We start from the raw sequence: 22,541 nt of genomic DNA, 5'->3' as shown, positions 1-22,541 counted from the left end.
ATATTTAATGGATCTTTCAACCATACTGGGAATGGTGCTCGCAGTTACTAGTATTTCAGTAGGAGATATATTAGAAGGAGGAAATCCTTTACATGTTATTCACCTTTCTTCCTTTCTTATAGTTATGCCAACGGCTGCATTTTGTGCAATGACTTCTACACATAAAAAAATCGTAAAAGCAGCTTATAAAGAACTCAAAGTTGTCTTTAAAGGTTCTGGAGTAAATCTACCTGAAAGGATAGCCCAGTTAATAGAATTTGCCATTATTGCAAGAAGAGATGGACTTTTAGCATTAGAATCAAGAACCAATGAGATTGAAAATGAATTTTTAAAAAATGCTATGATGATGCTTGTAGATGGTAAAAGCTTTGAAGAAATTCACGAAAGCATGGAAATACAAACCGAACAACTTGAAGAGCATTATAAAGAATGTGCAGAATATTGGATAGTATTTGGAGAAACTTGCCCTACTATGGGACTTGTTGGTGCGGTTTTTGGTCTTATTCTAGCTCTTAAATTGCTAGATAATCCTCAAGCAATGGCAGCGGGTATTTCAGGTGCTTTTACAGCTACGGTTACTGGGATTTTTGGTGCTTATGCACTTTTTGCACCTTGGGGAAGAAAAATGAAAGCTAATGGAATGGATCTTGTAAAAGAGCAAATTGTCATCACTGAAGCCATAAAAGGAATTGCAGAAGGTGCGAACCCTAGAGATTTGGAAGCTAAGCTTTTTAATTTCTTAAGTCACGATGATCCAAAAATTTCACAATTTGACAAAGGTTAAAAATGGCCAAGAAACATAAATGTCCAGAATGTCCTGCAGGTGAAAAATGGGCTGTACCTTATGCAGACTTTCTAAGTTTGCTTTTGGCACTTTTTATTGCTCTTTGGGCAATTTCTAAAACAAATCCTGCTAAAGTAGAGGCTTTAAAAACCGAATTTGTTAAAATCTTTGATTATACCTCTACTCAAACAGTCAAAGAAGAGAGTAAAACCCAAGAAAAATATAAGGGTGCAGCAAAAGAAGAAAGCGATGAACTCAAATCGTTAAAACAAATGACTATGACACAGCAAGAAACTATCAAACGTCTTCAAGCAGCTCTAGATCAAAGCGATAATCAGGTTGCTCTTAACCTTCCATCTAAAGTTGAATTTGAAAGAGGTAGTGCTCAAATCGTTTCAGCTGATATACAAGATTATTTAAAACGTATGGCTGAGCTAACAACATATTTGCCACCTCAAGCAAAAATAGAAATTAGAGGCTATACAGACAATAGCGACTCTATTATAAGAAGTTATGAACTCGCCTACCAAAGAGCGGAAAATGTATTAAAATATTTTATAGAAGGTGGAGCAAATTTGAAAAATATTAGCATTAAAAGCTACGGGCTTAATAATCCTATCAATGGAAATCCACAAGCTCTAGAAAATAATAGAGTAGAAATATATTTTAAAGTCGATACGGCAGATACAAGCACTCAAAAATCAGTTCTTGAACTTATCAATAAAATAGGAACTAAAGCACCTTAAAAGTTTTAGTTTCCTTTTTTTACTTGACCAGCTAAACGACTCTTATTATTTGTATTATAAACAAATCCTAGCACCTCAGCTACAGCTTTAAACATTTCCCTAGGAATGAGATCATTAACATCACAAGCTTTATAAAGCTCCCTTGCTAAAGGAGGATTTTCATAAACTACAACATTATTTTCATAGGCTACTTGTTTTATACGAAGTGCGAGAAAATCCACTCCTTTGGCAACAACTCTAGGAGCTTGTTCTTTACTTGTATCATAACGAATAGCTACGGCATAATGAGTTGGATTTGTAATCACTACATCCGCACCTGCAACATCTTGAACCATGCGGCGACGGGCAGCTTCCATTTGAAGTCTACGAATTCTACCTTTAACCTGAGGATCTCCTTCCATTTGTTTATATTCATCTTTTATTTCTTGTTTGCTCATACGCAAACCTTTAAAATACTGAAAACGCACCAAAAAAACATCTAAAACAGCAATAATTAAAAAAGCAACTATAACAATAGCTGCTAAAACAATAGCCCTATCTCTTAGCCAAGTAAGCTGTGCAACCATAGTATAAAGCTCAACTCTTGGAAGCTCTTGCATAAATTTAAGCAAAACTATAAAAGCTATAGTAAAAACAATACCCACTTTTAAAATAATTTTTATACTTTCAACAATTTTTTTCAATGAAAAAAGGTTTTTTAAACCTTTCAAAGGATTGATTTTTCCTAAATTTGGCATAATAGGTTTGGTTGTAAAAATAAAACCAAATTGCATAATATTTCCCAAAACCCCAGCAATCATAATACTTAAAACAATAGGTGCAAGAATAATTAAAACCTCAAAAATGCTTTTAATCATAATGGCTTGAATAATACGCAAATCAAATTCAACACCAATAAAACTTTGATAGTATCTATATAAATTTACAATTCTCTCGCCCATAAAACTCATCATAAATAAAGTTATAGTTACTCCAATTATCAAAGTTACAATAGCTGCCGCATCTTGAGACTTTGGAACATTACCTTCTTTACGCGCATCTTCTATCTTTTTGGACGTGGGTTCTTCTGTTTTTTCTTGATCTTCGCCTGCCATATTTTAGCCTAAATAAAAATTTTAATATGTGTGTAAAATTATAGTAGAAAATTTATGAATTTCAATTAAAGAATAAAAATGAAGAAAAAGCCTCGTAAAGAGGCTTTATACTAAGAAATTAAAGTTTAGCTTCGTTTTTGCCAAGATATTCAGCCACGCCTTTAGGGTTAGCTTTCATACCTTCATCGCCCTTATTCCATCCTGCAGGACAAACTTCACCATGCTCATTTGTAAAAAGCATAGTATCAACCATTCTTAACATTTCATCTATATTTCTACCTAGTGGTAAATCATTAACCACAGCATGGCGAACTGTTCCATCAGCATCAAGCAAGAACGAACCACGAAGGGCAACTGCTTCTGCATAAAGTACATCAAAATTTCTAGCAATCTGCTTAGTTAAGTCAGCAACAAGCGGAAATTTAACCTGACCAATACCACCTTGATTTACCGGAGTATTTTTCCAAGCAAAATGTGAAAATTCATTATCTCCTGAAATTCCAATTACTTCAATGCCACGATTTTTAAATTCTTGATATCTTTTGTCAAAAGCTATAATTTCTGAAGGACAAACAAAAGTAAAATCTTTTGGATAAAAGAATACTACCGCTCCTTTTGGACCTATGTTTTTATAAAGATTAAAATCTTGAACAATTTCATTGTTTCCCAATACTGCTGGAGCAGTAAAATCTAAAGCTTTTTTAGTAACTATCATATTTTCTCCTAAATAATAAATTTTATTGATAACGAAATTATATCGTTTAAATCTTTATTTTTTTTTAAATATCTAAAATAATATTAAAAATTTAAGAAAGTTATAATTATTATCAAATAATGTAAATTTTTGATTATCAAAATTTACATTATTTAAGAATTTTATGCTAAAATCTTTTAAATCTTAATATTAAAAAGGAGAAAAAATGGCTGTAAAAATTACAGATATATGTATTGCTTGTGGTTCTTGTATTGATGAGTGTCCAGTGAGTGCTATCGTTGATGATGCTAACAATCCAGAAGGTGAAGATAGATATTATGTTTATGCAAACAAATGCGTTGAATGCGTAGGACATAATGATCAACCAGCTTGTGCCAGTGCTTGCCCAACAGATGGATGTATAGTTTGGAGTGCTGTAGAATCAGGACAACCAAGTCGTGATAATATTGGCGCTGATATGAGAAGTGGGGACACTCCAGTTTTTGCATAGTTTTAAAAAATTAAAAAGCTAGAGATTCCTAGCTTTTTCTTTTAATTTAACTTTCTTTAAACAAATTCAAGTATAATTTTAAGCTTTATTAAAATAAGGAGTTATTACAAAGATGGAAAAAACTTTATCTATAATTAAACCTGATGCTGTTAAAAAAGGTGTTATAGGAAAAATTTTAGATCGTTTTGAAAGCAATGGATTAAGAATCGCTGCAATGAAAAAAGTTCAACTTAGTAAAGAACAAACTGAAAATTTTTATGCTGTTCATAAAGAAAGACCTTTTTTTAAAGACTTGGTTGAATTTATGATTAGCGGTCCTGTTGTTGTTTCTGTACTAGAAGGAGAAGGTGCTGTATTAAAAAATAGAGATTTAATGGGAGCGACAAATCCTAAAGAAGCTAAAGCAGGAACAATTAGAGCCGATTTTGCTGAGAGTATTGATGCTAATGCTGTTCATGGAAGTGACAGCTTGGAAAATGCAAAAATAGAAATTGATTTTTTCTTTAAACCAAATGAAATTTGCTAAATGAAAATCCCTTTTTCTAAGATTAATACAAAGGAATATCCTTTTAAACTTAATCTTGAAAATATGATTTTTGAGGGAAATTTAGTAAAAATAAATCCTAAGCTTGTTAAAATAAATGCTATTATGCAAGGTTTTATCTATAGACCTTGTGATAGTTGTGGAACTGAGTTAGAACTTGAAATTAAAGAAAATTTAGAACTTTTTGCAAGTGATGGTATTTTTAAAGATGAAGCAAACGAATTGAGCAATACTATAGAATTTTTCGATGGACATATTGATTTAATAGAAGTTGCTATTAGCGAGCTTGAAGCTTATTTGAGTGATTATTTTTATTGCATAAATTGCAATAATTAATTAAATTTTATAAAGGAGAAAAAATGGCAGTACCAAAGAGAAGAGTGAGCAAAACTCGTGCAGCTAAACGCAGAACTCACTATAAAGTTAGTCTTCCTATGCCTATAAAAGACAAAGATGGAAGCTACAAAATGCCTCACCGTGCGAATCCAACAACTAAGGAATATTAAAATCAATGATTAACATTGCCATTGATGCAATGGGTGGTGATTTTGGAGAAAAACCCATTATAGAAGGCGTTTTAAAGGCACTAGAAGCAAAACCTTTTAACGCTATCTTAGTGGGAAATTCTAAAATTCTAAAACCTTTAATACCAAAAAAATTAGAACAATATATACAATACGAAGAAGCTAGTGAAATTTTTTCGATGAATGGAAATGCCACAGATGCTTTAAAAAATAAAGAAACAACCATATACAAAGCTATTAATTTATTAAAAGAAAAAAAAGTAGATGCTGTAGTTTCAGCGGGTCATAGTGGAGCAAGTATGTCTTTGGCTACCTTAAGGCTTGGAAGACTTAAAGGTATTTCAAGACCTGCTATTGCCACTTTAATGCCAAATATCGTTAACAGAACTTTACTTTTGGATGTTGGAGCTAATACAGATTGTAAAGCTGAAAATTTATTTCAATTTGCCATAATGGGTGAAGTTTATGCTAGAGAAATTATGCAAATTCAAAAACCACGCCTTGCTTTACTTTCTAATGGTGAAGAAGAATGCAAAGGCAATGAACTTACCAAAGAAAGTCATCAGCTTATGAAAAAAATTCCAAATTTTATAGGTAATGCTGAAGGTAGAGATATTTTCAATGGTGAAATAGATGTTTTAGTCTGCGATGGTTTTGATGGAAACGTTATCTTAAAGGCTTGTGAAGGTGTAGCAACAGCTATTTTTCAGCTTCTAAAAAACGAAGTAAAGCAATCTTTTATTTCTAAAATAGGTGCTTTACTTATGAAGTCATCTTTTAAAAAATTAAAAAAACACACAGATTGGCAAGAATATGGCGGAGCACCCCTTCTTGGAGTTAATGGCTGCGTGATCATAAGTCATGGAAAAAGTGATTCTAGAGCTATTAAAAATGCAATTTTTCAAGCTATAAATTTTAGCCAATCTCATATCAATGAACTTATAGAAAATGAACTTGGGAAATACAATGCTTAAAGCCGGTCTTAAAAGTATAGCTTCTTATATTCCAGAAAAAATTTTAAGCAATGCTGATCTTGAAAAAATAGTAGATACCACCGATGAATGGATCACTAGACGCACAGGTATTAAAGAAAGACGCATTGCTAGTGAAAATGAAAATTCTAGCGATTTGGGCACAAAAGCTGCATTAAAAGCCATAGAAAGAGCAAATTTAAAACCTGAAGATATTGATGCGATTCTTGTAGCCACTTTAAGTCCTGATTATTTTACTATGCCTTCAACGGCTTGTAAAATTGCTTCAAATTTAGGACTTGTAAATATTAGTGCTTTTGATATTTCAGCAGCTTGTTCTGGTTTTATCTATTTGCTTGAACAAGCTAAAGCCTTAGTAGAAAGTGGTTTGAAAAAAAATGTTTTAATCGTAGGAGCTGAAAAAACAAGTTCAATTATGGATTACAATGACAGAAGCATTTGCATACTCTTTGGAGACGGTGCGGGTGCTGGAGTTGTAAGTTTGGACAATGAAAATCATATCCTTGATGTACATACTGCAAGCAATGGTAATTATGGAGATCTTTTAATGACTCAAAGATCGCAAAAATCAAGTCTATGTCAAACACTTTCTATGCAAATGAAAGGCAATGAAGTTTTTAAAATAGCAGTAAACACGCTTAGCAATGATGTTGTAGAAATTTTAGCTAAAAATAACATTTTAGCACAAGAAATTGATCTTTTTATTCCTCATCAAGCTAATCTACGCATCATTAAAGCCGTCCAAGAAAAACTCAATCTAAGCGATGAAAAATGTGTGATTACCGTACAAAAATATGGCAATACTTCAGCTGCTTCTATACCTATGGCAATGAATGATGCCTATGAAGAAGGACGACTTAAAAAAGGAAATCTGATCTTACTAGATGCTTTTGGCGGTGGTTTTACTTGGGGATCTGCGCTTTTAAAATTTGGAGGAGAGAATTTTTAATTCTCTCTTAGCTTTCCAAAAGCTTGAATTTCTACCAAATAACCCTCTGCTAAAGCACTTCCTACACAAGCTCTAACAGGTTTAGGATAATTTTTAATCCAAGCATCATAAGTTTCATTCATTGCATCAAAATCTTGCATATTAGCTAACCAGATTTGAATTTGAATCAAATCTCCTTTGCTTGCGCCTATTTTTTCAAACAAAGCATCAAGTTCTGCAAGTGCTTCTTTGGTTTGTTTTTTAATATCTCCGCTAGGTTCAAAAGCCACTTGTCCTGCAGTCTTAAAATATTTATCAAAAACAATAATTTGCGACATTCTATCGCACTCATCAAAACGCTTTATCATACATATTTTCCTTGAAATTCTTTCATAAATTCACACAAGGTTTTTACCTGATCCAAATTAAGCGCATTATAAATACTTGCACGAATTCCTCCTAAAATTCTATGTCCTTTAAGTCCTATCATTCCAGCTTCTTCGGCTTCCTTTACAAAAAGAGGCTCTAAATCTTTATTTTTAGCAATATTAAAACTCACATTCATTAAAGATCTGTCCTTTTTATCTGCATGTCCTTTATAAAATCCATTACTTAAATCAATACACTCATAAAGCATAGCAGCTTTTTGAGAATTTTTCTCATGTACTTTATCAAGTCCGCCTTGATTTAAAAGCCAATCCATTTCAAGATTAAACATATAAATGGCAAAGGTTGGAGGCGTATTAAACAAGGACTGATTCTCAGCATGAGTCAAATAATTTAACATACTAGGAATTTGTTTATTTTTAGATCTTTCTAACATATCTTTACGGATAAAAATACAACTTAAACCCGAAATTCCAGCATTTTTTTGCACTCCGCCATAAAAAAGAGCAATATTTGAAAAATCTACTTTTCTAGAAAAAAAATCACTCGATGCATCCACAATCAAAGGAGTTTTAGTTTTAGGATAATTTTGATATTGAGTGCCGTAAATAGTATTGTTAGAACAAATATAAGCATAATCAGCATTATCTCTAAATTCCACTCTAGGAATATGATTAAAATTACTTTCCTCGCTACTTGCTACGGTTTTAACATTGACACCTAAAATTTGTGCTTCTTTAATTGCTTTTTTTGTCCAAACTCCTGTATTTGCATATTCACAAACCCCATTTAAAGCCAAATTCATAGGAATCATAGCAAATTGTAAACTTGCTCCACCTTGTAAAAATAATACTCCATAATCATCATTTAACCCGTAAAGTTTTTTAGCTTTCTCTTGTGCTCCAAAATGCACTTCTTCAAATACTTTTGTGCGGTGAGAAATTTCCATTATAGAATAACCCCTACCCTGATAATCACAGAGTTCTTTTTGAGCTTGCTCTAAAATTTCTAAAGGTAAAGTCGATGGCCCTGCACTGAAATTGATTTTTCTCATAATCTATCCTTATAAAATTTTTGCTTCTTTTTGAGAAGTTTGAGAACTTAAAATAACGATATCATCACTCTTAAGATCTTCTAAATTTGCTATTTTACCATTTTTTCTGATACAAATAAACTTTTTGCTTTTATTAAAAAAATTCTCATGTTGCAAATAAGCATTTTGCAATTTATCTAATTTTAATTCATTATAACGCATTTGATTTGCCAATAGATGATTTAATTGCTTTTCTATATTATGGCTTTGTTTTATTTTTTCATCTATTATTTTTGGCAAAGAATTAAATTTGAAAAATTTGCTTAAATTTAAAAGCAAATTTTCATAATTTTGTATTTTATAATTCCAAAGTTGCATTAATTTTTCTTCCATTAAATCCAAACTTTGCTCTATATCCAACTTAGAATAAAACAAAGTATCTATAGCAGCTGAAGGCGTTGGAGCTCTAAAATCTGCAACAAAATCACTAATAACATAATCAATCTCATGTCCTATGGCTGAAATAATAGGAGTTTTTGCTTTAAAAATCTCTCTTGCTAAATTTTCATCATTAAAACAAAAAAGATCTTCTCTGCTTCCTCCACCACGTGCTATAATAAGAACATCTAAATCCATATCATCGGCTTTTTTTAAAGCTTGTATAAGAGAAAAAGGAGCATTATTTCCTTGAGTTAAAGCATCAAAAATATAAATTTTTGCCAAAAAATATTCTTTTTGGTGAATAAGTTTTAACATATCTTGCAAAGCAGCAGAAGTTTTTGAAGTGATAATGCCTACTTTTTTAGGAAATTTTGGCAAAGATTTTTTAAAGCGTGGATCAAAAAGTCCTTCTTTTTGCAAACGCTCTTTTAAAGCCAAAAACTGTGCTTCCAAATCCCCAAAACCTGCTTTTTTCATACTAGTAGCGATAAATTGATAACGACCACTTTCAGGATATAAACTTACACTTCCACAAAGCTCTAAAAAATTCCCCACAGCTGGTTTAAATCCGACTTTTAAATTAGCTCCTTTAAACATAGCACAAGCAATGCTTGATCTTTCATCTTTTAAATCAAAATACCAATGTCCTGAACCATGCAAAGTAATTTTTGAAATTTCTCCACTTAAAACTATATCATCAAAATGTGTTTCTAATAAAGCCTTTGCTTTAAGATTTAATTCTGTTGGTGTCATAGTTTTTTTGCTATAAACATTGAACTCACGCCAAAGCTAAAACTTTTATAATCAAGTATTTCAAAACCAGCATTTTTAAGTTCTAAGATGAACTCTTCCTTACTTAAAAATCCTTCAATAGAGTTTGGCAAATACTCATAAGCACTTTTATTTTTACTGATTATCCCACCTATACTTGGTAAAATATTTTTAAGATAAAAATCTCTACAAGCTGCTATAAATCCACCCTTTTCTCTTTTTGTAAATTCCAAAACTACCAAAATACCATCTTTTTGAAGTACTCTAGCAAATTCACTTAAGGCTTTTTGTCTTTCTACAACATTGCGAATGCCATAACTAATGCTTAAAATATCTAAACTTTGACTTTCTAAAGGTAAATTTTGCGCCCCTGCTTCTATAAATTCGACATTTGGAAATTTTTCTTTTGCAACATTTAGCATGCCACTACTTGGATCAATACCTTTAATATTTAGAATATTTTTTTCCATTTTTAAAGCACTCTCTTGCCAAATCTCTATCATATCCCCTGTGCCACAGGCAATATCAGCGATTTTTAAATCTTTTTTTAAATACAAACTCATCACTCTTTGACAAGCTTTTTTGCGCCACGCTACATCAGCTCCAAAGCTTAAAATTCTATTCGCCTTATCATAAGTAGGTGCAATTTGATTAAACATTTCTATAATTTTTTCTTGTTTTTGCATTTTTATCCTTTGTAAATTTTCAAATTTTTACTTGATTTTTTAAGCAATTTACAAAATTTATTTTTATTATTGATTATTTTGGAAAAAATATTTTTATCCCTATCTTTGCAATATTTTTCATAAAGTTTGTTTAAATTTTTTATCTCTAAAAAACGATAAAAATATTCTAAAAATATTGCCAATTCAAAAAAACTATTTTCAAAAAGCTCTAAATCAAAATTTTTTAGTATATTTTTTCTAAATAAAATAATTTTTTTTCTAAGTTCTAACGCAACAAGTTGTTTAAAAAACCTATCTTTGCAATCACCTTCATAAAAAGAATTTTCCTTTATGAAAAAATCAAAATCATTAAACAAATCTTGGATTTTTTCATCGCTTAAAAATAGTAATAAATCTTGATTTGAATTTTCACTTGCTAAAATATCTTGAGTTTTTTTCGTTATATCTTTAAACTTTAAAGCCAAAATATTACTCAAATTTTTATCTAAAATAGTATTCATACTTGATAAAACTATATACAAGCTTCTTGAATAAAATAAAAATTCACATAAACTTTGCTTATCTTTTCTCTCTAAAGATAAAGTCCAATAAAATTTTAATTTTTTAAATAAATAAAATAAAAAAATTCTAAATCCATCATAAGCATTAATATAATTTGGAAAATCCAAGCTAAAATTCTGATTTTTTTCTATAATTTTAAAACATTTCTCTATATCAAAATTTTGATATTCAAAACCATATAAAACGATATGTTTAGAATTTAAATCATGATGTAATTCTTTTTGAATTTTAAAATCTTTAGGAATTTTAAATTCATTGGAACTATCCAAAGTTGGAAAAAATATTTTTAAAATACAAATTTTAGGCTCTTCATAAATATCAATATAACTTTTTAAAGAGCAAAATTTAAATTCGAAGCGTTCTTTTTTAATACTCTTTCCTATAATCTTTTTTCGAGCTTTTTCAAATTTTTTTTTAGAAATTTTCTCTTCTTGATTCTGTTCTAAAATTGAATTATTAAATTTTGTAATTTTATAAAATTCATTGCAAAAACTTTGAAATTTAACACTATGATTTGAAGTTATTTGAGTATAAAAAGTTTCAAATTTAGAATTTCGAAAAGGTATATTATCTTTTTTTAAATTCTCTAAAAGAGTGCAATCAGATAGTAAAAAGTTTTTTTGAATTTCATAAATCATTAAAATAACCCTTAAAATATATGGGTTATTTTAACCTTATTTTGCTTAATGACACTTTTTGCAACTATCAACATAAGCACAAACAGACAGATGATTGACGAGATTGCCTATCTTTTTTTCTAAATGCTCTTGATATTCATAAAGCTTAGCATCTTTAAAACTTAAATCCTCTATACCACCACATTTGGTGCAAACAACATGAATATGTTCTTCTTCATAGATATCGTAACAAGTTTTTTGATTTAAAACATTGATTTCAACAACTAAACCTTGTTCTTGTAAAGTATTAAGATTTTTATAAACCGTCGCTAAAGAGATTGAAGGGTATTCTTTTTTAATTTCTGTATATAATTCATCAATATTAGGATGCTCATGTCTTTTTAAAATTTTTAAAACACATAGTCTTTGCGGAGTAGCTTTTAACTCATGTTTTTTAAGCATTTGTAGTAATTCCATTTTATTTATTCCTTACTTTTTTAAGTAAAAATAATAATAAAATTTTTATTAAAAGAAGTTTATATTAAATAATATTTTTTATTATTTAATGATAAAATTTTAAAACTTTCGTCAACAAGCTATTGACATCTTTTTCTAGATTTTTTTCCACCTCACTTGTTTTTCCATGTTCAATAAATTTGTCTTCATATTCAAAGCTAACAACTTTTACATGCAAATCATATTTTTGTAAAAAATTATTAATTAAACTTTCTATACCGCCAATTTTAACATTTTCACTAAAAATAAACCAAATTTTACTTTTTTTAGCAAGCTCACACAAAAGCTCTTCATCTAAAGGTTTAGCAAAAATTAAATCAATCAAATTAGCATTATTATTCATTTCTTGCAAGGCTCTTAAGACTTGCCACGCTTTTGCCACACCTTGTCCATAACCTAAAAAAGCAATTTCACTACTATTTTTTACAAGCCATTGCGCCTTACCAAGTTTTATCTCACAAGGATTAAATTCTTTATCCAAAATAAAACTCCCTCTAGGATAACGAAAAGCAATAGGTCCTTGATGTAAATAAGCATACTCCATTATATTTTGCATCATTTGTTCATCTCTTGGGGCTAAAAGAGTGAAATTTGGCAAAGGAGCTAAAAAACTAAGATCAAAAACACCTTGATGCGTCTCCCCATCTTCGCCTACTATCCCTGCCCTATCCATAGCAAAAACCACATTTAAATTCATAATCGCACAATCATGGATCACTTGATCATAAGCACGCTGCAAAAAAGTGCTATATATTGCAATAAAAGGTTTAAATCCTTCTTTTGCCATAGCGGCCATAGAAGTTACTGCATGCTGTTCTGCAATAGCCACATCCCAAAAACGATTTGGATATTTTTCTATAAGCTTATCAAGACCTGTTCCACTTGGCATAGCCGCCGTAACCCCAACAATATTTTCATATTTTGAGGCTAAATCAAGCAAATTCTTAGAAAAAATTTCAGTAGCAGATTTTTTAGTATCACTTTTTTTAACACTCTCTCCACTATCTATATCAAAAGCTCCCACCCCGTGCCATTTAGCATGTTTTCCTTCAGCTAAAGCATAGCCTTTACCTTTTATAGTTTGAGCATGTATCACACAAGGCTTTTGCATAGCTTTTGCTTGTTTTAATGCAGAAATAATTTCACCTAAATTATGTCCATCAATAGGCCCTATATATTCAAGCCCTAATTCTTCAAACAAAAGCCCAGGAGTAATAAGTTTAAAACTCTCTTCAAAACGCTTAGCCATATAAGTAGCACTATCAGGCAATATATCCAACATTTTAGCAATACGCTTTTTAAAACTTTGATAAAACTGCGTTGCCATAGCCTGAGAAAGATACTTTGAAATTGCTCCAATTGGTTTTGAAATACTCATTTCATTATCATTTAAAAGTATTACGCAAGGAAATTTAGAATCACCCAATTCATTTAAAGCCTCATAGGCCATACCCGCACTTAAAGCACCATCTCCAATCAAAGCAACAGGAATACGCTTTTCACCTTTTAAAGCAATGGCCTTACAAGCACCTACTGCCAAAGAAATAGAGGTGCTAGAATGCCCTGCTACAAAATAATCTCCCTCGCTAGGTTTTGTATAACCACTTAAACCATTGATTTGTCTTAAAGTATCAAATATTTCTTCTTTTCCGCTTAAAAGCTTGTGTGTATAAGACTGATGCGACACATCAAAAATAAAAGGATCTTTTTTTGCATCAAAAACCAAATGCATTGCTATACTAAGTTCTACAGCACCCAAATTTGAACTTAAATGCCCACCATTTTTACTCACAACTTGTATGATTTTTTCACGCATAGATGCTGCTAAATTTTCTAATTCTTTTAAACTTAGCTTTTCTAACTCTTCTTGAGTATGGACAAATTTTTTACTCATTATTCACCATTTTTTTAATTTTAGCTAGACGAGAGTTAAGATTGGATTCTATATTACCTGCGTCACTTATAATAACAACACTTCCTTTGCTAATTGCATCATCAAGACTTATTTTAATATGGGCATTCTGATCAAATTGCTCTTTTAAATACTCATAATCCTCTGCATTAACCTTAAGCTCAATTGCACTAGCGCCCTTAAGCTCGCCGATTAAATCTTTGGCCAAAGCATAAGCTATCTTACTTGAATTTAGTTCAAGTTCTTTTAAGATTACTTCTTTAGCGATATCTATAGCAGTATCTGCTAATTCTTTCTCATTTTTTTCTATGAAATTTTCAAGATTTTCGCAAGCATTATCGAGTTTGGCTATACTTTTTAAATACTTATCTTTAAAATCACTCAATTCCTTTTGAAATTCTTCTTTTGCTTTCTCATAACCTTCTTTGGCAAATTTTTCTTTAGCATTTTCAAGTTCTGAATTTAAGCGGTTATTAAATTCATTCTCTTGGCTTTCTATTTGCATTTGAAGTTTAATAATATTGCTTGACATTTCATCTGTTTTTTTAAGCAAATCTTCAACAAAGCTTGGTTGAAATGTTGGAATTTGAGTTTCCATAACAGCTTGCATAGGGGTAATAGCTTGATTTTCTTCAACTGGTTTTTCGTCATTTAAAGATATATTAGCATTTTCTTCATCTGGAGTTTGAGTATGTTTTTTTTCACCTGTATGATTATCAAATTCTGAAATAACTTTAAAACGATATCCTTCAACAACATGCTGATCAGAAGCCCCACCAGAAATTACATTGCTACGATTAACCATCTCTCACCTACTCTATCATTTCATCCGCATCGCCTGTTTGAACAAGACCTTGTTCTGCAAGTTTTTGCACCACTTCAACAACCTTTCTTTGTGCATCTTCAACATCTTTAACACGCACAGCACCCAAAAAACCCATTTCTTCAAGAAAAGCTTCGCTTGCACGCGTAGACATATTGGCTAAGAATTTTTGCTTTAACTCTTCACTTGCACCTTTTAAACCTATCATTAAATCACGCTTATCAGCTACTTTTAAAATTTCTCTTATAGCTTGAGTGCTAAGTTTTTGTATATCATCGAAAGTAAACATAAGCTCTTTAATAGTCTCTGCTAAGCGTTCATCACTTTGTTCAATATAAGTAATGGTTGATTTGCTTGCTTTTTGACCCAAACGATTAAGCACTTCTGCTACCGCTCTTGGGCCGCCCACTTCAACCTTATAAGAGGTAAGACTTTCAAGCTTGCTTTCTAACACTGCAGAAACTCTTTTAATAATACTTGGAGAAATATCGCCAAGATTTGCCATTCTTATAACCACCTCAGCCCTTAATTCATCACTAAAATACTCTAAAGTTTCTGCCGCATGAATAGAATCCATGTGTGCCAAAATAAGAGCGATGGTTTGTGGGTGCTCTTTGGTAATAAAGTCTGCAAGTTGCTGTGGTTTAATTTGCGCCAAATAAGCAAAATTTTGATTATTCTCCATACTTTTAGTAAGTTTTTCAAGAATTTTATTTGCAATCTCTGGCCCAAAAGTACGAAAAAGTATTTCTTTAGCATATTCCAAACCACCACTTTTAATATATTGATTTGATTGAAGCAGAGTGTAAAATTCTTCTAAAACCGCAGTAGCTACGGATCTATCAACATTTTTAGCCATAGCAATATAACGTGAAATTTCTGTAATTACATCAATTTCCATATGTGAAAACACAGAAGTTGTTGCATCTTCGCCAAGTTGTATAAGAAATATCGCTACCTTCTCAGGCATCGATAAATCATCATAGACCATTTTTTGTTCTTCACTTAGCTTTATCATCACATATCCTTTTCGCCAAATTCACTATCATTTTGAATTAAGTTTTGTAAAAGTGCTGCAATTTCCTCGCCTTTATCACTTACTAAACCACGCAATTTTTCAAGTAAAACCTCATATTGAATAGAATCTTCATTAAAATTATCCCCAAAACCAAGTTGTTCTTCAACTTTTTTCCTTGCTGCATTAAATTTTTCCAAAGCATCTTCAGCATCATCTAAAACAGCATTTGGACCTTGCTGCATTTCTTCTTGCGCTGCGACATCTTCAAGCATTTTTTGAGTAAATGGAGCAATGACTTTTTTGTAAAAAATAAAAAGTAAAATCGCTGCAATAAAATACTTAACTGGTGGAATAAATGGCTCAACAAAACGATTGTAAAAAGTTTTAACTTTACTCTCAACTCTAATCGACTCACGATGAAATGGTAAATTTTGCACTACAACACTATCACCTCTAGTAGCGCTAAAATTAATAGTATTTTTAACTATACTCTCAACACTTGCAAGCTCTTCTTTAGTCAATGGAACATATTCGCTTTTCACATCCCCATTTTCATCAACCACATCTTGATATTTTCCATCTATAGTGACAGCTGCTGAAGTGCGTAAAACTGTTGCAAATTGTTTTTTGGTATTTGTAATAGTTTTAGAAAGTTCATTGTTTGTAGTAACTTGATTTTTTTTATAAGTGTCAATTTGACCCTTATTGTCAAGTCCTTCAACAGGACCTATATTAGAAACAGCACCTGGAACACCCTGAATTTCTGGATCTTTTCTACCTGTTCTTTCCTCGTTTAAAGTTTGCTCACTACGCACTATAGGATTTGGATCATAAATTTCACTTTGAGATTCTTGCTTGGAAAAATCAAAATCTATATTTACACTCACTTTTACTTTATCCATGCCACCTGCAAAAGGAGCTAAATTTTCTATAATCTTATCTTCTAAAGCTTTTTCTTGATCACTTTTAAATTTAATTTGCGCACGAACCAAGTCATCTTCATATGCTTCTTGCTCATCTAAAGGCACACCACTTTGATCACTAATCTTAACATTTTCTTTAGTAAGTTTTGGAACTGCCGCTGAAACAATATTTTTTATACCATCAATTTGTTTTCTAGTAAGCTTTAAGCCTTCGCGAACATTAACAACAACTGAAGCTGTAGGCGGAATTTGCCTTTCGGTAAAAACACTATCTTTAGGAAATGCTATGTGTACAACAGCACTACGAATAGGTTCTAAAGTCTCAATAGTTCTTGCAAGTTCACCTTCTATGGCTCTTTGGTATTTTACCTTTTGCTCTTCATTTGTAGCTCCAAAAGCTTGAGTATCAAAAGCTTCAAAACCCACGCGACTATCTTTTATAAGACCTTCGCTTGCAATAAACATTCTTTGACGATAAACCTGATCTTGTGGAACTAAAATTTTATTTTCACTTTCTAATTTATAGGGAATATTATTTTGTTCAAGTTTAGCTACAATTGCAGCAGAAGAACTTGGGCTTACATTTTCAACTAAAACTGCATATCCATTATTTGCATTACTACCACTTCCACGAAATAAAGCTAAAAAAACCAAAAACCCAACCACAACTATAATAGATGCAGCAATCACTATACGCTGCTTGCGAGTTAAATTTTGATAAAGTTGCCCAATTTGATGAAGCATATTTTTAAAATCCATTAATTCTCATCCCTTAGTTTAGCGAATTTTACATATTTTTATTTGATTTATCTATCTTAAAATCTTATCAAATTCTGTAAAAAATTTTTCATTTTCATAAGATGTTCCTATAGTAATGCGTATAGCATTTAAACCATAGCTTTTTAAATTTCTTATTATTATACCCTTTTTAAGCAATTTTTCAGACAAATCTGTACTATTTTTTTCATCAAAAAAATAAGTGATGAAATTTGTATAACTATCGATAATTTTGATATTATGTTTTTTGGCAAATTCTTTATAAAGCTCCATTTGAGAAAAATTATTCTCTAAAGTTTTTTCAGTAAATTCATCATCATTTATTGCTGCAACTGCTGCTTTTAAAGCAAGATTGCTCACATTAAAAGGAGCACGAAGCTTGTAAAATGCACTAATAATATTAGCATTAGCTATGCCATAACCAATGCGTAAGCCTCCTAATCCATAAAGTTTAGAAAAAGTTCCCAAATAAAGTACATTGTCAAATTCTTTAATCAATTCACAAGGTTCTAAATGTTTTTTGCTATCTTTAAAACTTGCAAATTCATTATAAGCTGCATCAATCACAACTAAACAATCCTCATCCACACCTTTAATAAACTCGGTCGCCTCACTTGCATCCAAACACTCGCCTAAAGGATTGTTTGGTAAGCATAAAAAAATAAGTTTAATTTCATCTTTGTGCGTTTCATAAAGTTTTTTAAACTCATCTAAATTATGAGTAATACTTTGAGTTTTATAACACTTTGCACCACATTGTTTGGCATAAATTTCATACATAGCAAAGGTAACTCCAGCTTGCAAAAAAGCATTTTTAGAATTTAACTTAGAATGTATAGCAAATTCAATCACTTGATCACTGCCTGCACCGATAATGATATTTTCATTTTGAACTTTGTATTTTTGAGCCAATGTGCTTTTAAGTTCTATCATACTATCATCAGGGTAAAGATGAGCTTTGTTTGCATTTTGTCTTAAGCATTCTATGGCTTTTGGTGGCGTACCAAAAGGATTTTCATTACTTGCTAATTTTATCACTTCTTTAACGCCATATTCTTTGGCAATAACTTCTATATCTTTTCCGGGTTCATAATTGCTTAAATGATTTAAAAATTCATTAAATTTCATCTTTTTCTCCTGATAAATAAGATCCAAGCCAAACAATCTCTTGTATATCTTTTAAAGCTTTTTTTACATTTTCATCATCAATATGTCCTTCAAAATCTATATAAAAACTGTGTAAAAATTCTTTTGATTTTACAGGACGAGATTCAAGCTTGGTAAGATTGATATTTTCTTTTTTAAACTGCTCTAATAAAAAGCTAAGCCCACCAGGTTTATGTGCTGTGTGTGCTAAAATAGAAGTTTTACAATTTGGCATTTTAGGATTTTTAATATCACTTAAAATTAAAAATCTTGTTTTATTAGCTGCATTATCTTCTATTTTATCAAAAAGCACAGGCACATTATAAAGCTTAGCAGCTATTTTAGAACAAATTGCTGCTGCATATTTATCTTGAGAAGCCAAATAAGCCGCATTAGCCGTAGATTTTGAAGGAACAAATTCTATAGCACTAAGTTCATGACTTTCTAAAAATTTACGACATTGATTATAGCCTTGCGGATGCGAATAAATGCGTTTGATTTCTTTTAAATTTTCATTAATCCCCACAAAAGAATGATGAATATCCATATAAATTTCGCCAAAAATTTTAAGCTCATTATACTTACCTAGACAATCTAAAGTAATACCTACTGCACCTTCAGTATTATTTTCTATAGGTACAACACCGTATTTTGCTTCTTTGTTGCTTAACTCTTTAAAAACATCTTCGATATTAGCCAAGGCTATATAACGACTCATCGCACCAAAACGACTTCTTGCTGCTTGATGAGTATAAGTTCCCTCAGGCCCTAAATAAGCTATAGTTTGAGGCATTTCTAAATTTCTTGAAACTGCAAAAATTTCTTGATAAATTGCCTCTATGGCATTTTGATCTAAAAGTCCTAAATTTGCATTTTTTAAACGATTGATAATGGCTCTTTCACGCTCAGGACGATAAATAGCTCCCCCACTGCTTTGTTTAAGCTCGCCTATACTTTTAACATAAGTCATTCTTTCATTTAAAAGTTCTAAAATTTTATCATCAACCGCATCGATTTTATTTCTAAATTCTTCTAAATTTGGCATTTTAGCTCCTTTAAAAACTCAAAAACACTAGGATAAACTCCATCAAGCAAATCCGTATCAAGCCCTTTTGTGTCGCTTATCTTTCCGCTTAAAACCAGCAAGGTTTTCATGCCAAGTTCTTTTGCCTTAAGCAAGTCTCCTCTAAAATCATCACTAATGATTTTAATATCTTCAAAATCGATTTTTGAATTTTGTTTTCTTATCAAATTTAAAGCTTCTTTATAAAAAGCAATGCTAGGCTTACCCACAACCTCGTATTCAAAATCAATAGCATTTTTAAGCATAGCCATAATGCTACCTACACCAGGATAAGGCCTACCATCTTTTTTATAAATGCTAGTTTCGTGCATAGCTATAAACCTAACTTCTCTTCTAGCCAATTCTATCATACTAGCAAAATCTACAAATTTAAAATCATCATAACTAGCTACAAGCACAGCACTAGGATTTACAAAATCAAGTTCAAAACCAAGATTTTCAAGACTTTTTACAAACTCATCTGCACCAAAAGCCGCAACTTTACAAGGTTTTAAAAGGTGTTTTAAAACGCTAAAAGGATCAATATAAGCATTTTCTTTTATAGCCAATCCTTTTTGCTGTAATTTTTCTAAAAAATCAAGTTTTTTTGTATTGTTAGTAATGATAAGATAAGGAAGATTTTTTGCATTTAAAAAATCGATCAATTCTTTAGCACCATGGATTAAACTCTTATCATGATCAGAAATTAAAGTCCCTTGAACATCTAAAAAAAACATTTTAAGCCTTTAAAAATTTCTCTTCTAAAACGATTTGATCTTCAAAATTTTCTCTTTGACGAATCAATCTTACCTGTCCTTCTTCAAGGGCTAATTCGCAAACTTTATTACGAGTGTTGTAATTACTGCTCATGCTAAAACCATAAGCTCCAGTATTTTTAATAACCATTATATCGCCACTTTGAGTGCTAGGTAAAGACCTTGCTTTAGCAAAAAAGTCTCCACTCTCACAAATTCCACCTACAACATCACATAAACTCTCTTGGGCTTGATTATAAGGTAAGATTATTTCATGATAAGCCTCGTATAAACTTGGGCGTATAAGATCATTCATCGCTCCATCTACTACAACAAAACGCTTGGTTTTATTTTGTTTTTCATAAAGTACTGAACAAACAAATTCTCCACTTTTAGCAACTAAATACCTTCCAGGCTCCATTCCTATGGTTAAATCAAGCCCATGAAGTTGTGCTAATATACCTTGTGCATAATTATAAAGATCAGGTTCACACTCATCTTTTTCATAAGCTACACCCAAACCACCGCCTATATCAAAAAATTTAAGGTCGATTTGCAAGGCTTTTAACTCTCTTACAAGTTTTGCAACAATGCCTGCTGCTTCATGAATGGGAGAAATATCTAAAAGTTGCGAACCTATATGAAAATGCACTCCAACGGGCTCTAAAAAAGATGAATTTTTTGCATAAAGATACATTTTTCTTGCTATATCAATTTCAACACCAAATTTATTTTCATTTAATCCTGTAGAAATATAAGGATGAGTTTTTGCATCAACATTTGGATTAACACGAATACTGATTCTTGCCTTTAGATTAAGTTCTTTAGCCACACTTTCTAAAAGCATCATTTCAGCTTCGCTTTCAAGGTTAATATATAAAATATCATATTCTAAAGCTTGTCTTAACTCTTCTTTGGTTTTTCCTACTCCACTAAAAATAATCTTATAAGCTTTTGCTCCTGCTTTTAAGGCACGCTTTACCTCGCCTATACTCACACAATCAAATCCACTATCTAAATTTGCAAGCATTTGCAACAAACTTAAATTTGAATTGGCTTTTACAGCGTAAAAAATTTGAGATTTTCTAGCCTTAAAAGCCTCTTTGAGATTTAAAAAACGCTCTTTTATAAAATCAAAATTGTAAATATAAAAAGGGGTATTAAATTCTTGTTTTAATTGTTTATAATCCATATTTAACCTTTAATTTTTATAATTTTACTACACAAAGCTTAATTTATCGATGCTTATAATACATATAAGCACTTAAACAACCCAAAATTATAATAGGCACTACAATGCCAATTTCACTTGCAATCACACTATTTTCGCTTAATCTAGTAAGCAAAAACAAGACTCCCCAAATCATCAAAGTCGCTACAAAAGCTACAAAAGTTACAATAGCAAGATTAAAAAATCTTGCTATTACAGGAAAAAAATAATACATAATAAGCATTAAAAATGGTGCAAAAAAAGGAGTAAAAACAAATTTATAAAGATTGATTTTAAGAGTATCTGTATTGACATTTTGCGCCTTAAAAAGCTCAAAACTTTCAAGTGCATCAGATATTGAATAATCACTATTACTAGCAACCCCTTCTATAATCTTTGGTTTAAAACCCTCAAGTGATTTAAGCTCGGAGAAATCTTGTATCTTTAAACCATCATTAGCAAGTTCATAATTTTTAGGTAATAATGTAATATTACCATCTCGCAAAATCCAGCTTTCACCTTCAAAATGGGCATTTTTAGCACTTACAAAAGAGCTTAAATTTAAATCATTGATATTAAAAATTTTTATATTTTGAGCACTATTTTGTCCATTGTTTATCTTTGAAATATAAACAAAATTATTGTTAAATTTCAAAAACACTTCTCCACTTTGATTCATAATAGTGCCATTTTTTAAAATATTTCTCTTATAATCATTTGCATAAGCAAAAGAAGTAAAATTCAATCCTATATAAATACAACAAAAAAATAAAGCCCATAAAAAAGGAAATAAAATAACATAATTTCTGCTCAGTCCTAACGCATAAAGACTTACAAATTCATTTGCTCTGATTATAGAAATCAAAGAAACTACCAAAGCAAAAATCAAAGAAATGGGTAATACATAAGGCACTGCCGAGAAAGATAAAAACATAACATAAAGCAAATCAAGATTTGCGGCTTTTGGTAGATCTTTAAAATTTAAGAGCAAATCAATACCGCAATAAAAACCAAGTAAAGAAAAAAATATAATAAAAAAATTTTTTAAATAAATCCCTGAAATAAAACGAAAAAATATCCACATC

Annotated in this window: 25 protein-coding genes; 8 read left to right on the top strand and 17 right to left on the bottom strand. The window is 30.9% G+C overall.

Translation table 11 applies throughout. The features are described 5' to 3' along the window. Positions 1-7 precede the first annotated feature (7 nt). Complete coding sequence (motA, locus tag SR62_RS08080) at positions 8-784, top strand: flagellar motor stator protein MotA (RefSeq protein WP_002880492.1); 777 nt, start codon at positions 8-10, stop codon at positions 782-784. A gap of 2 nt (positions 785-786) precedes the next feature. After that, positions 787-1,530 carry a flagellar motor protein MotB gene (gene motB / locus SR62_RS08075; protein WP_002854333.1) on the top strand — a complete coding sequence of 248 codons (744 nt, stop codon included), beginning with the start codon at positions 787-789 and terminating at the stop codon, positions 1,528-1,530. A gap of 5 nt (positions 1,531-1,535) precedes the next feature. On the opposite strand, the gene flhB is transcribed toward motB, so the two are convergent. After that, positions 1,536-2,624 carry a flagellar biosynthesis protein FlhB gene (gene flhB, locus SR62_RS08070; RefSeq protein ID WP_002857279.1) on the bottom strand — a complete coding sequence of 363 codons (1,089 nt, stop codon included), beginning with the start codon at positions 2,622-2,624 and terminating at the stop codon, positions 1,536-1,538. A gap of 118 nt (positions 2,625-2,742) precedes the next feature. Beyond that, positions 2,743-3,339 (bottom strand): peroxiredoxin, encoded by a 597-nt coding sequence (locus tag SR62_RS08065; protein ID WP_002854219.1) that lies wholly within the window; start codon positions 3,337-3,339, stop codon positions 2,743-2,745. A 205-nt stretch (positions 3,340-3,544) separates the two neighbouring features. On the opposite strand from SR62_RS08065, the gene SR62_RS08060 reads away from it, so the two are divergent. From SR62_RS08060 to SR62_RS08035, 6 genes are all read left to right on the top strand, one after another. Beyond that, positions 3,545-3,829 (top strand): DUF362 domain-containing protein, encoded by a 285-nt coding sequence (locus tag SR62_RS08060; protein ID WP_002854354.1) that lies wholly within the window; start codon positions 3,545-3,547, stop codon positions 3,827-3,829. A 112-nt stretch (positions 3,830-3,941) separates the two neighbouring features. Next, entirely contained in the window at positions 3,942-4,355 is a 414-nt protein-coding gene (gene ndk, locus SR62_RS08055; RefSeq protein WP_070318271.1) for a nucleoside-diphosphate kinase, read from the top strand. Then, positions 4,356-4,709 (top strand): hypothetical protein, encoded by a 354-nt coding sequence (locus SR62_RS08050; protein WP_002857618.1) that lies wholly within the window; start codon positions 4,356-4,358, stop codon positions 4,707-4,709. It abuts the gene before it with no gap. Positions 4,710-4,732: 23 nt separating this feature from the next. Further along, complete coding sequence (gene rpmF / locus SR62_RS08045; RefSeq protein ID WP_002858674.1) at positions 4,733-4,879, top strand: 50S ribosomal protein L32; 147 nt, start codon at positions 4,733-4,735, stop codon at positions 4,877-4,879. Positions 4,880-4,884: 5 nt separating this feature from the next. Further along, positions 4,885-5,871: a phosphate acyltransferase PlsX gene (plsX, locus tag SR62_RS08040; RefSeq protein ID WP_002860304.1), complete on the top strand. Its 987-nt coding sequence runs from the start codon at positions 4,885-4,887 to the stop codon at positions 5,869-5,871. After that, the gene (locus tag SR62_RS08035; RefSeq protein ID WP_002869731.1) at positions 5,864-6,838 is read left to right on the top strand and encodes a beta-ketoacyl-ACP synthase III; all 975 of its coding nucleotides are present in this window, start codon (positions 5,864-5,866) and stop codon (positions 6,836-6,838) included. The genes plsX and SR62_RS08035 overlap by 8 nt, the downstream gene beginning before the upstream one ends. Here the strand turns inward: SR62_RS08035 and SR62_RS08030 are convergent. From SR62_RS08030 to SR62_RS07960, 15 genes are all read right to left on the bottom strand, one after another. Then, complete coding sequence (locus tag SR62_RS08030; protein WP_002860306.1) at positions 6,835-7,185, bottom strand: RidA family protein; 351 nt, start codon at positions 7,183-7,185, stop codon at positions 6,835-6,837. The genes SR62_RS08035 and SR62_RS08030 overlap by 4 nt on opposite strands. Beyond that, positions 7,182-8,258: a phosphoserine transaminase gene (serC, locus tag SR62_RS08025; RefSeq protein ID WP_147502349.1), complete on the bottom strand. Its 1,077-nt coding sequence runs from the start codon at positions 8,256-8,258 to the stop codon at positions 7,182-7,184. The genes SR62_RS08030 and serC overlap by 4 nt, the downstream gene beginning before the upstream one ends. Positions 8,259-8,267: 9 nt before the next feature. Further along, positions 8,268-9,431 (bottom strand): exodeoxyribonuclease VII large subunit, encoded by a 1,164-nt coding sequence (xseA, locus tag SR62_RS08020; RefSeq protein ID WP_002859429.1) that lies wholly within the window; start codon positions 9,429-9,431, stop codon positions 8,268-8,270. Next, positions 9,428-10,135, bottom strand: coding sequence for a bifunctional demethylmenaquinone methyltransferase/2-methoxy-6-polyprenyl-1,4-benzoquinol methylase UbiE (ubiE, locus tag SR62_RS08015; RefSeq protein ID WP_002859428.1), 708 nt, complete (start codon positions 10,133-10,135; stop codon positions 9,428-9,430). The genes xseA and ubiE overlap by 4 nt, the downstream gene beginning before the upstream one ends. Positions 10,136-10,137: 2 nt before the next feature. After that, entirely contained in the window at positions 10,138-11,334 is a 1,197-nt protein-coding gene (locus SR62_RS08010) for a hypothetical protein (RefSeq protein ID WP_011049660.1), read from the bottom strand. Positions 11,335-11,379: 45 nt separating this feature from the next. Further along, on the bottom strand, positions 11,380-11,790 hold the full coding sequence (gene perR / locus SR62_RS08005; RefSeq protein WP_002876900.1) for a peroxide-responsive transcriptional repressor PerR: 411 nt from the start codon (positions 11,788-11,790) through the stop codon (positions 11,380-11,382). Between the two features lie 85 nt (positions 11,791-11,875). Beyond that, complete coding sequence (dxs, locus tag SR62_RS08000) at positions 11,876-13,723, bottom strand: 1-deoxy-D-xylulose-5-phosphate synthase (RefSeq protein ID WP_002901197.1); 1,848 nt, start codon at positions 13,721-13,723, stop codon at positions 11,876-11,878. Further along, positions 13,716-14,546 (bottom strand): flagellar assembly protein FliH, encoded by an 831-nt coding sequence (gene fliH, locus SR62_RS07995; protein ID WP_147502348.1) that lies wholly within the window; start codon positions 14,544-14,546, stop codon positions 13,716-13,718. The genes dxs and fliH overlap by 8 nt, the downstream gene beginning before the upstream one ends. Before the next feature lie 7 nt (positions 14,547-14,553). Then, positions 14,554-15,582: a flagellar motor switch protein FliG gene (gene fliG / locus SR62_RS07990; RefSeq protein WP_002854670.1), complete on the bottom strand. Its 1,029-nt coding sequence runs from the start codon at positions 15,580-15,582 to the stop codon at positions 14,554-14,556. Further along, positions 15,582-17,264 carry a flagellar basal-body MS-ring/collar protein FliF gene (gene fliF, locus SR62_RS07985; protein ID WP_002859425.1) on the bottom strand — a complete coding sequence of 561 codons (1,683 nt, stop codon included), beginning with the start codon at positions 17,262-17,264 and terminating at the stop codon, positions 15,582-15,584. Before fliF ends, fliG begins: the two co-directional genes overlap by 1 nt. A gap of 51 nt (positions 17,265-17,315) precedes the next feature. Then, positions 17,316-18,410 (bottom strand): histidinol-phosphate transaminase, encoded by a 1,095-nt coding sequence (gene hisC / locus SR62_RS07980; protein WP_002892859.1) that lies wholly within the window; start codon positions 18,408-18,410, stop codon positions 17,316-17,318. Then, positions 18,400-19,473 (bottom strand): prephenate dehydratase, encoded by a 1,074-nt coding sequence (gene pheA, locus SR62_RS07975; RefSeq protein ID WP_002867749.1) that lies wholly within the window; start codon positions 19,471-19,473, stop codon positions 18,400-18,402. Before pheA ends, hisC begins: the two co-directional genes overlap by 11 nt. Then, positions 19,461-20,228 (bottom strand): HAD-IIA family hydrolase, encoded by a 768-nt coding sequence (locus SR62_RS07970; protein WP_002892860.1) that lies wholly within the window; start codon positions 20,226-20,228, stop codon positions 19,461-19,463. Before SR62_RS07970 ends, pheA begins: the two co-directional genes overlap by 13 nt. A gap of 1 nt (position 20,229) precedes the next feature. Next, positions 20,230-21,438: a diaminopimelate decarboxylase gene (gene lysA / locus SR62_RS07965; RefSeq protein ID WP_002892862.1), complete on the bottom strand. Its 1,209-nt coding sequence runs from the start codon at positions 21,436-21,438 to the stop codon at positions 20,230-20,232. A 43-nt stretch (positions 21,439-21,481) separates the two neighbouring features. Next, positions 21,482-22,540 (bottom strand): LptF/LptG family permease, encoded by a 1,059-nt coding sequence (locus tag SR62_RS07960; protein ID WP_147502347.1) that lies wholly within the window; start codon positions 22,538-22,540, stop codon positions 21,482-21,484. Position 22,541: the final 1 nt, after the last annotated feature.

Origin of the sequence: Campylobacter sp. 2014D-0258, from assembly GCF_008000495.1 — a bacterium.
Lineage (GTDB): Bacteria > Campylobacterota > Campylobacteria > Campylobacterales > Campylobacteraceae > Campylobacter_D > Campylobacter_D jejuni.
This window is presented reverse-complemented; position numbering and strand designations above follow the sequence as displayed.

Excerpts from the sequence above, each read along its gene's own strand:
- fliH (WP_147502348.1), bottom strand. The coding sequence starts at position 14,546 with ATGGTTAATCGTAGCAATGTAATTTCTGGTGGGGCTTCTGATCAGCAT.
- motB (WP_002854333.1), top strand. The coding sequence starts at position 787 with ATGGCCAAGAAACATAAATGTCCAGAATGTCCTGCAGGTGAAAAATGG.
- ubiE (WP_002859428.1), bottom strand. The coding sequence starts at position 10,135 with ATGCAAAAACAAGAAAAAATTATAGAAATGTTTAATCAAATTGCACCT.
- dxs (WP_002901197.1), bottom strand. The coding sequence starts at position 13,723 with ATGAGTAAAAAATTTGTCCATACTCAAGAAGAGTTAGAAAAGCTAAGT.
- flhB (WP_002857279.1), bottom strand. The coding sequence starts at position 2,624 with ATGGCAGGCGAAGATCAAGAAAAAACAGAAGAACCCACGTCCAAAAAG.
- SR62_RS08065 (WP_002854219.1), bottom strand. The coding sequence starts at position 3,339 with ATGATAGTTACTAAAAAAGCTTTAGATTTTACTGCTCCAGCAGTATTG.
- hisC (WP_002892859.1), bottom strand. The coding sequence starts at position 18,410 with ATGAAATTTAATGAATTTTTAAATCATTTAAGCAATTATGAACCCGGA.
- plsX (WP_002860304.1), top strand. The coding sequence starts at position 4,885 with ATGATTAACATTGCCATTGATGCAATGGGTGGTGATTTTGGAGAAAAA.
- ndk (WP_070318271.1), top strand. The coding sequence starts at position 3,942 with ATGGAAAAAACTTTATCTATAATTAAACCTGATGCTGTTAAAAAAGGT.
- SR62_RS08050 (WP_002857618.1), top strand. The coding sequence starts at position 4,356 with ATGAAAATCCCTTTTTCTAAGATTAATACAAAGGAATATCCTTTTAAA.
- serC (WP_147502349.1), bottom strand. The coding sequence starts at position 8,258 with ATGAGAAAAATCAATTTCAGTGCAGGGCCATCGACTTTACCTTTAGAA.
- perR (WP_002876900.1), bottom strand. The coding sequence starts at position 11,790 with ATGGAATTACTACAAATGCTTAAAAAACATGAGTTAAAAGCTACTCCG.
- SR62_RS08035 (WP_002869731.1), top strand. The coding sequence starts at position 5,864 with ATGCTTAAAGCCGGTCTTAAAAGTATAGCTTCTTATATTCCAGAAAAA.
- rpmF (WP_002858674.1), top strand. The coding sequence starts at position 4,733 with ATGGCAGTACCAAAGAGAAGAGTGAGCAAAACTCGTGCAGCTAAACGC.
- SR62_RS07970 (WP_002892860.1), bottom strand. The coding sequence starts at position 20,228 with ATGTTTTTTTTAGATGTTCAAGGGACTTTAATTTCTGATCATGATAAG.
- fliF (WP_002859425.1), bottom strand. The coding sequence starts at position 17,264 with ATGGATTTTAAAAATATGCTTCATCAAATTGGGCAACTTTATCAAAAT.
- SR62_RS08060 (WP_002854354.1), top strand. The coding sequence starts at position 3,545 with ATGGCTGTAAAAATTACAGATATATGTATTGCTTGTGGTTCTTGTATT.
- lysA (WP_002892862.1), bottom strand. The coding sequence starts at position 21,438 with ATGGATTATAAACAATTAAAACAAGAATTTAATACCCCTTTTTATATT.
- SR62_RS08030 (WP_002860306.1), bottom strand. The coding sequence starts at position 7,185 with ATGATAAAGCGTTTTGATGAGTGCGATAGAATGTCGCAAATTATTGTT.
- fliG (WP_002854670.1), bottom strand. The coding sequence starts at position 15,582 with ATGATAAAGCTAAGTGAAGAACAAAAAATGGTCTATGATGATTTATCG.
- xseA (WP_002859429.1), bottom strand. The coding sequence starts at position 9,431 with ATGACACCAACAGAATTAAATCTTAAAGCAAAGGCTTTATTAGAAACA.
- motA (WP_002880492.1), top strand. The coding sequence starts at position 8 with ATGGATCTTTCAACCATACTGGGAATGGTGCTCGCAGTTACTAGTATT.
- SR62_RS08010 (WP_011049660.1), bottom strand. The coding sequence starts at position 11,334 with ATGATTTATGAAATTCAAAAAAACTTTTTACTATCTGATTGCACTCTT.
- SR62_RS07960 (WP_147502347.1), bottom strand. The coding sequence starts at position 22,540 with ATGTGGATATTTTTTCGTTTTATTTCAGGGATTTATTTAAAAAATTTT.
- pheA (WP_002867749.1), bottom strand. The coding sequence starts at position 19,473 with ATGCCAAATTTAGAAGAATTTAGAAATAAAATCGATGCGGTTGATGAT.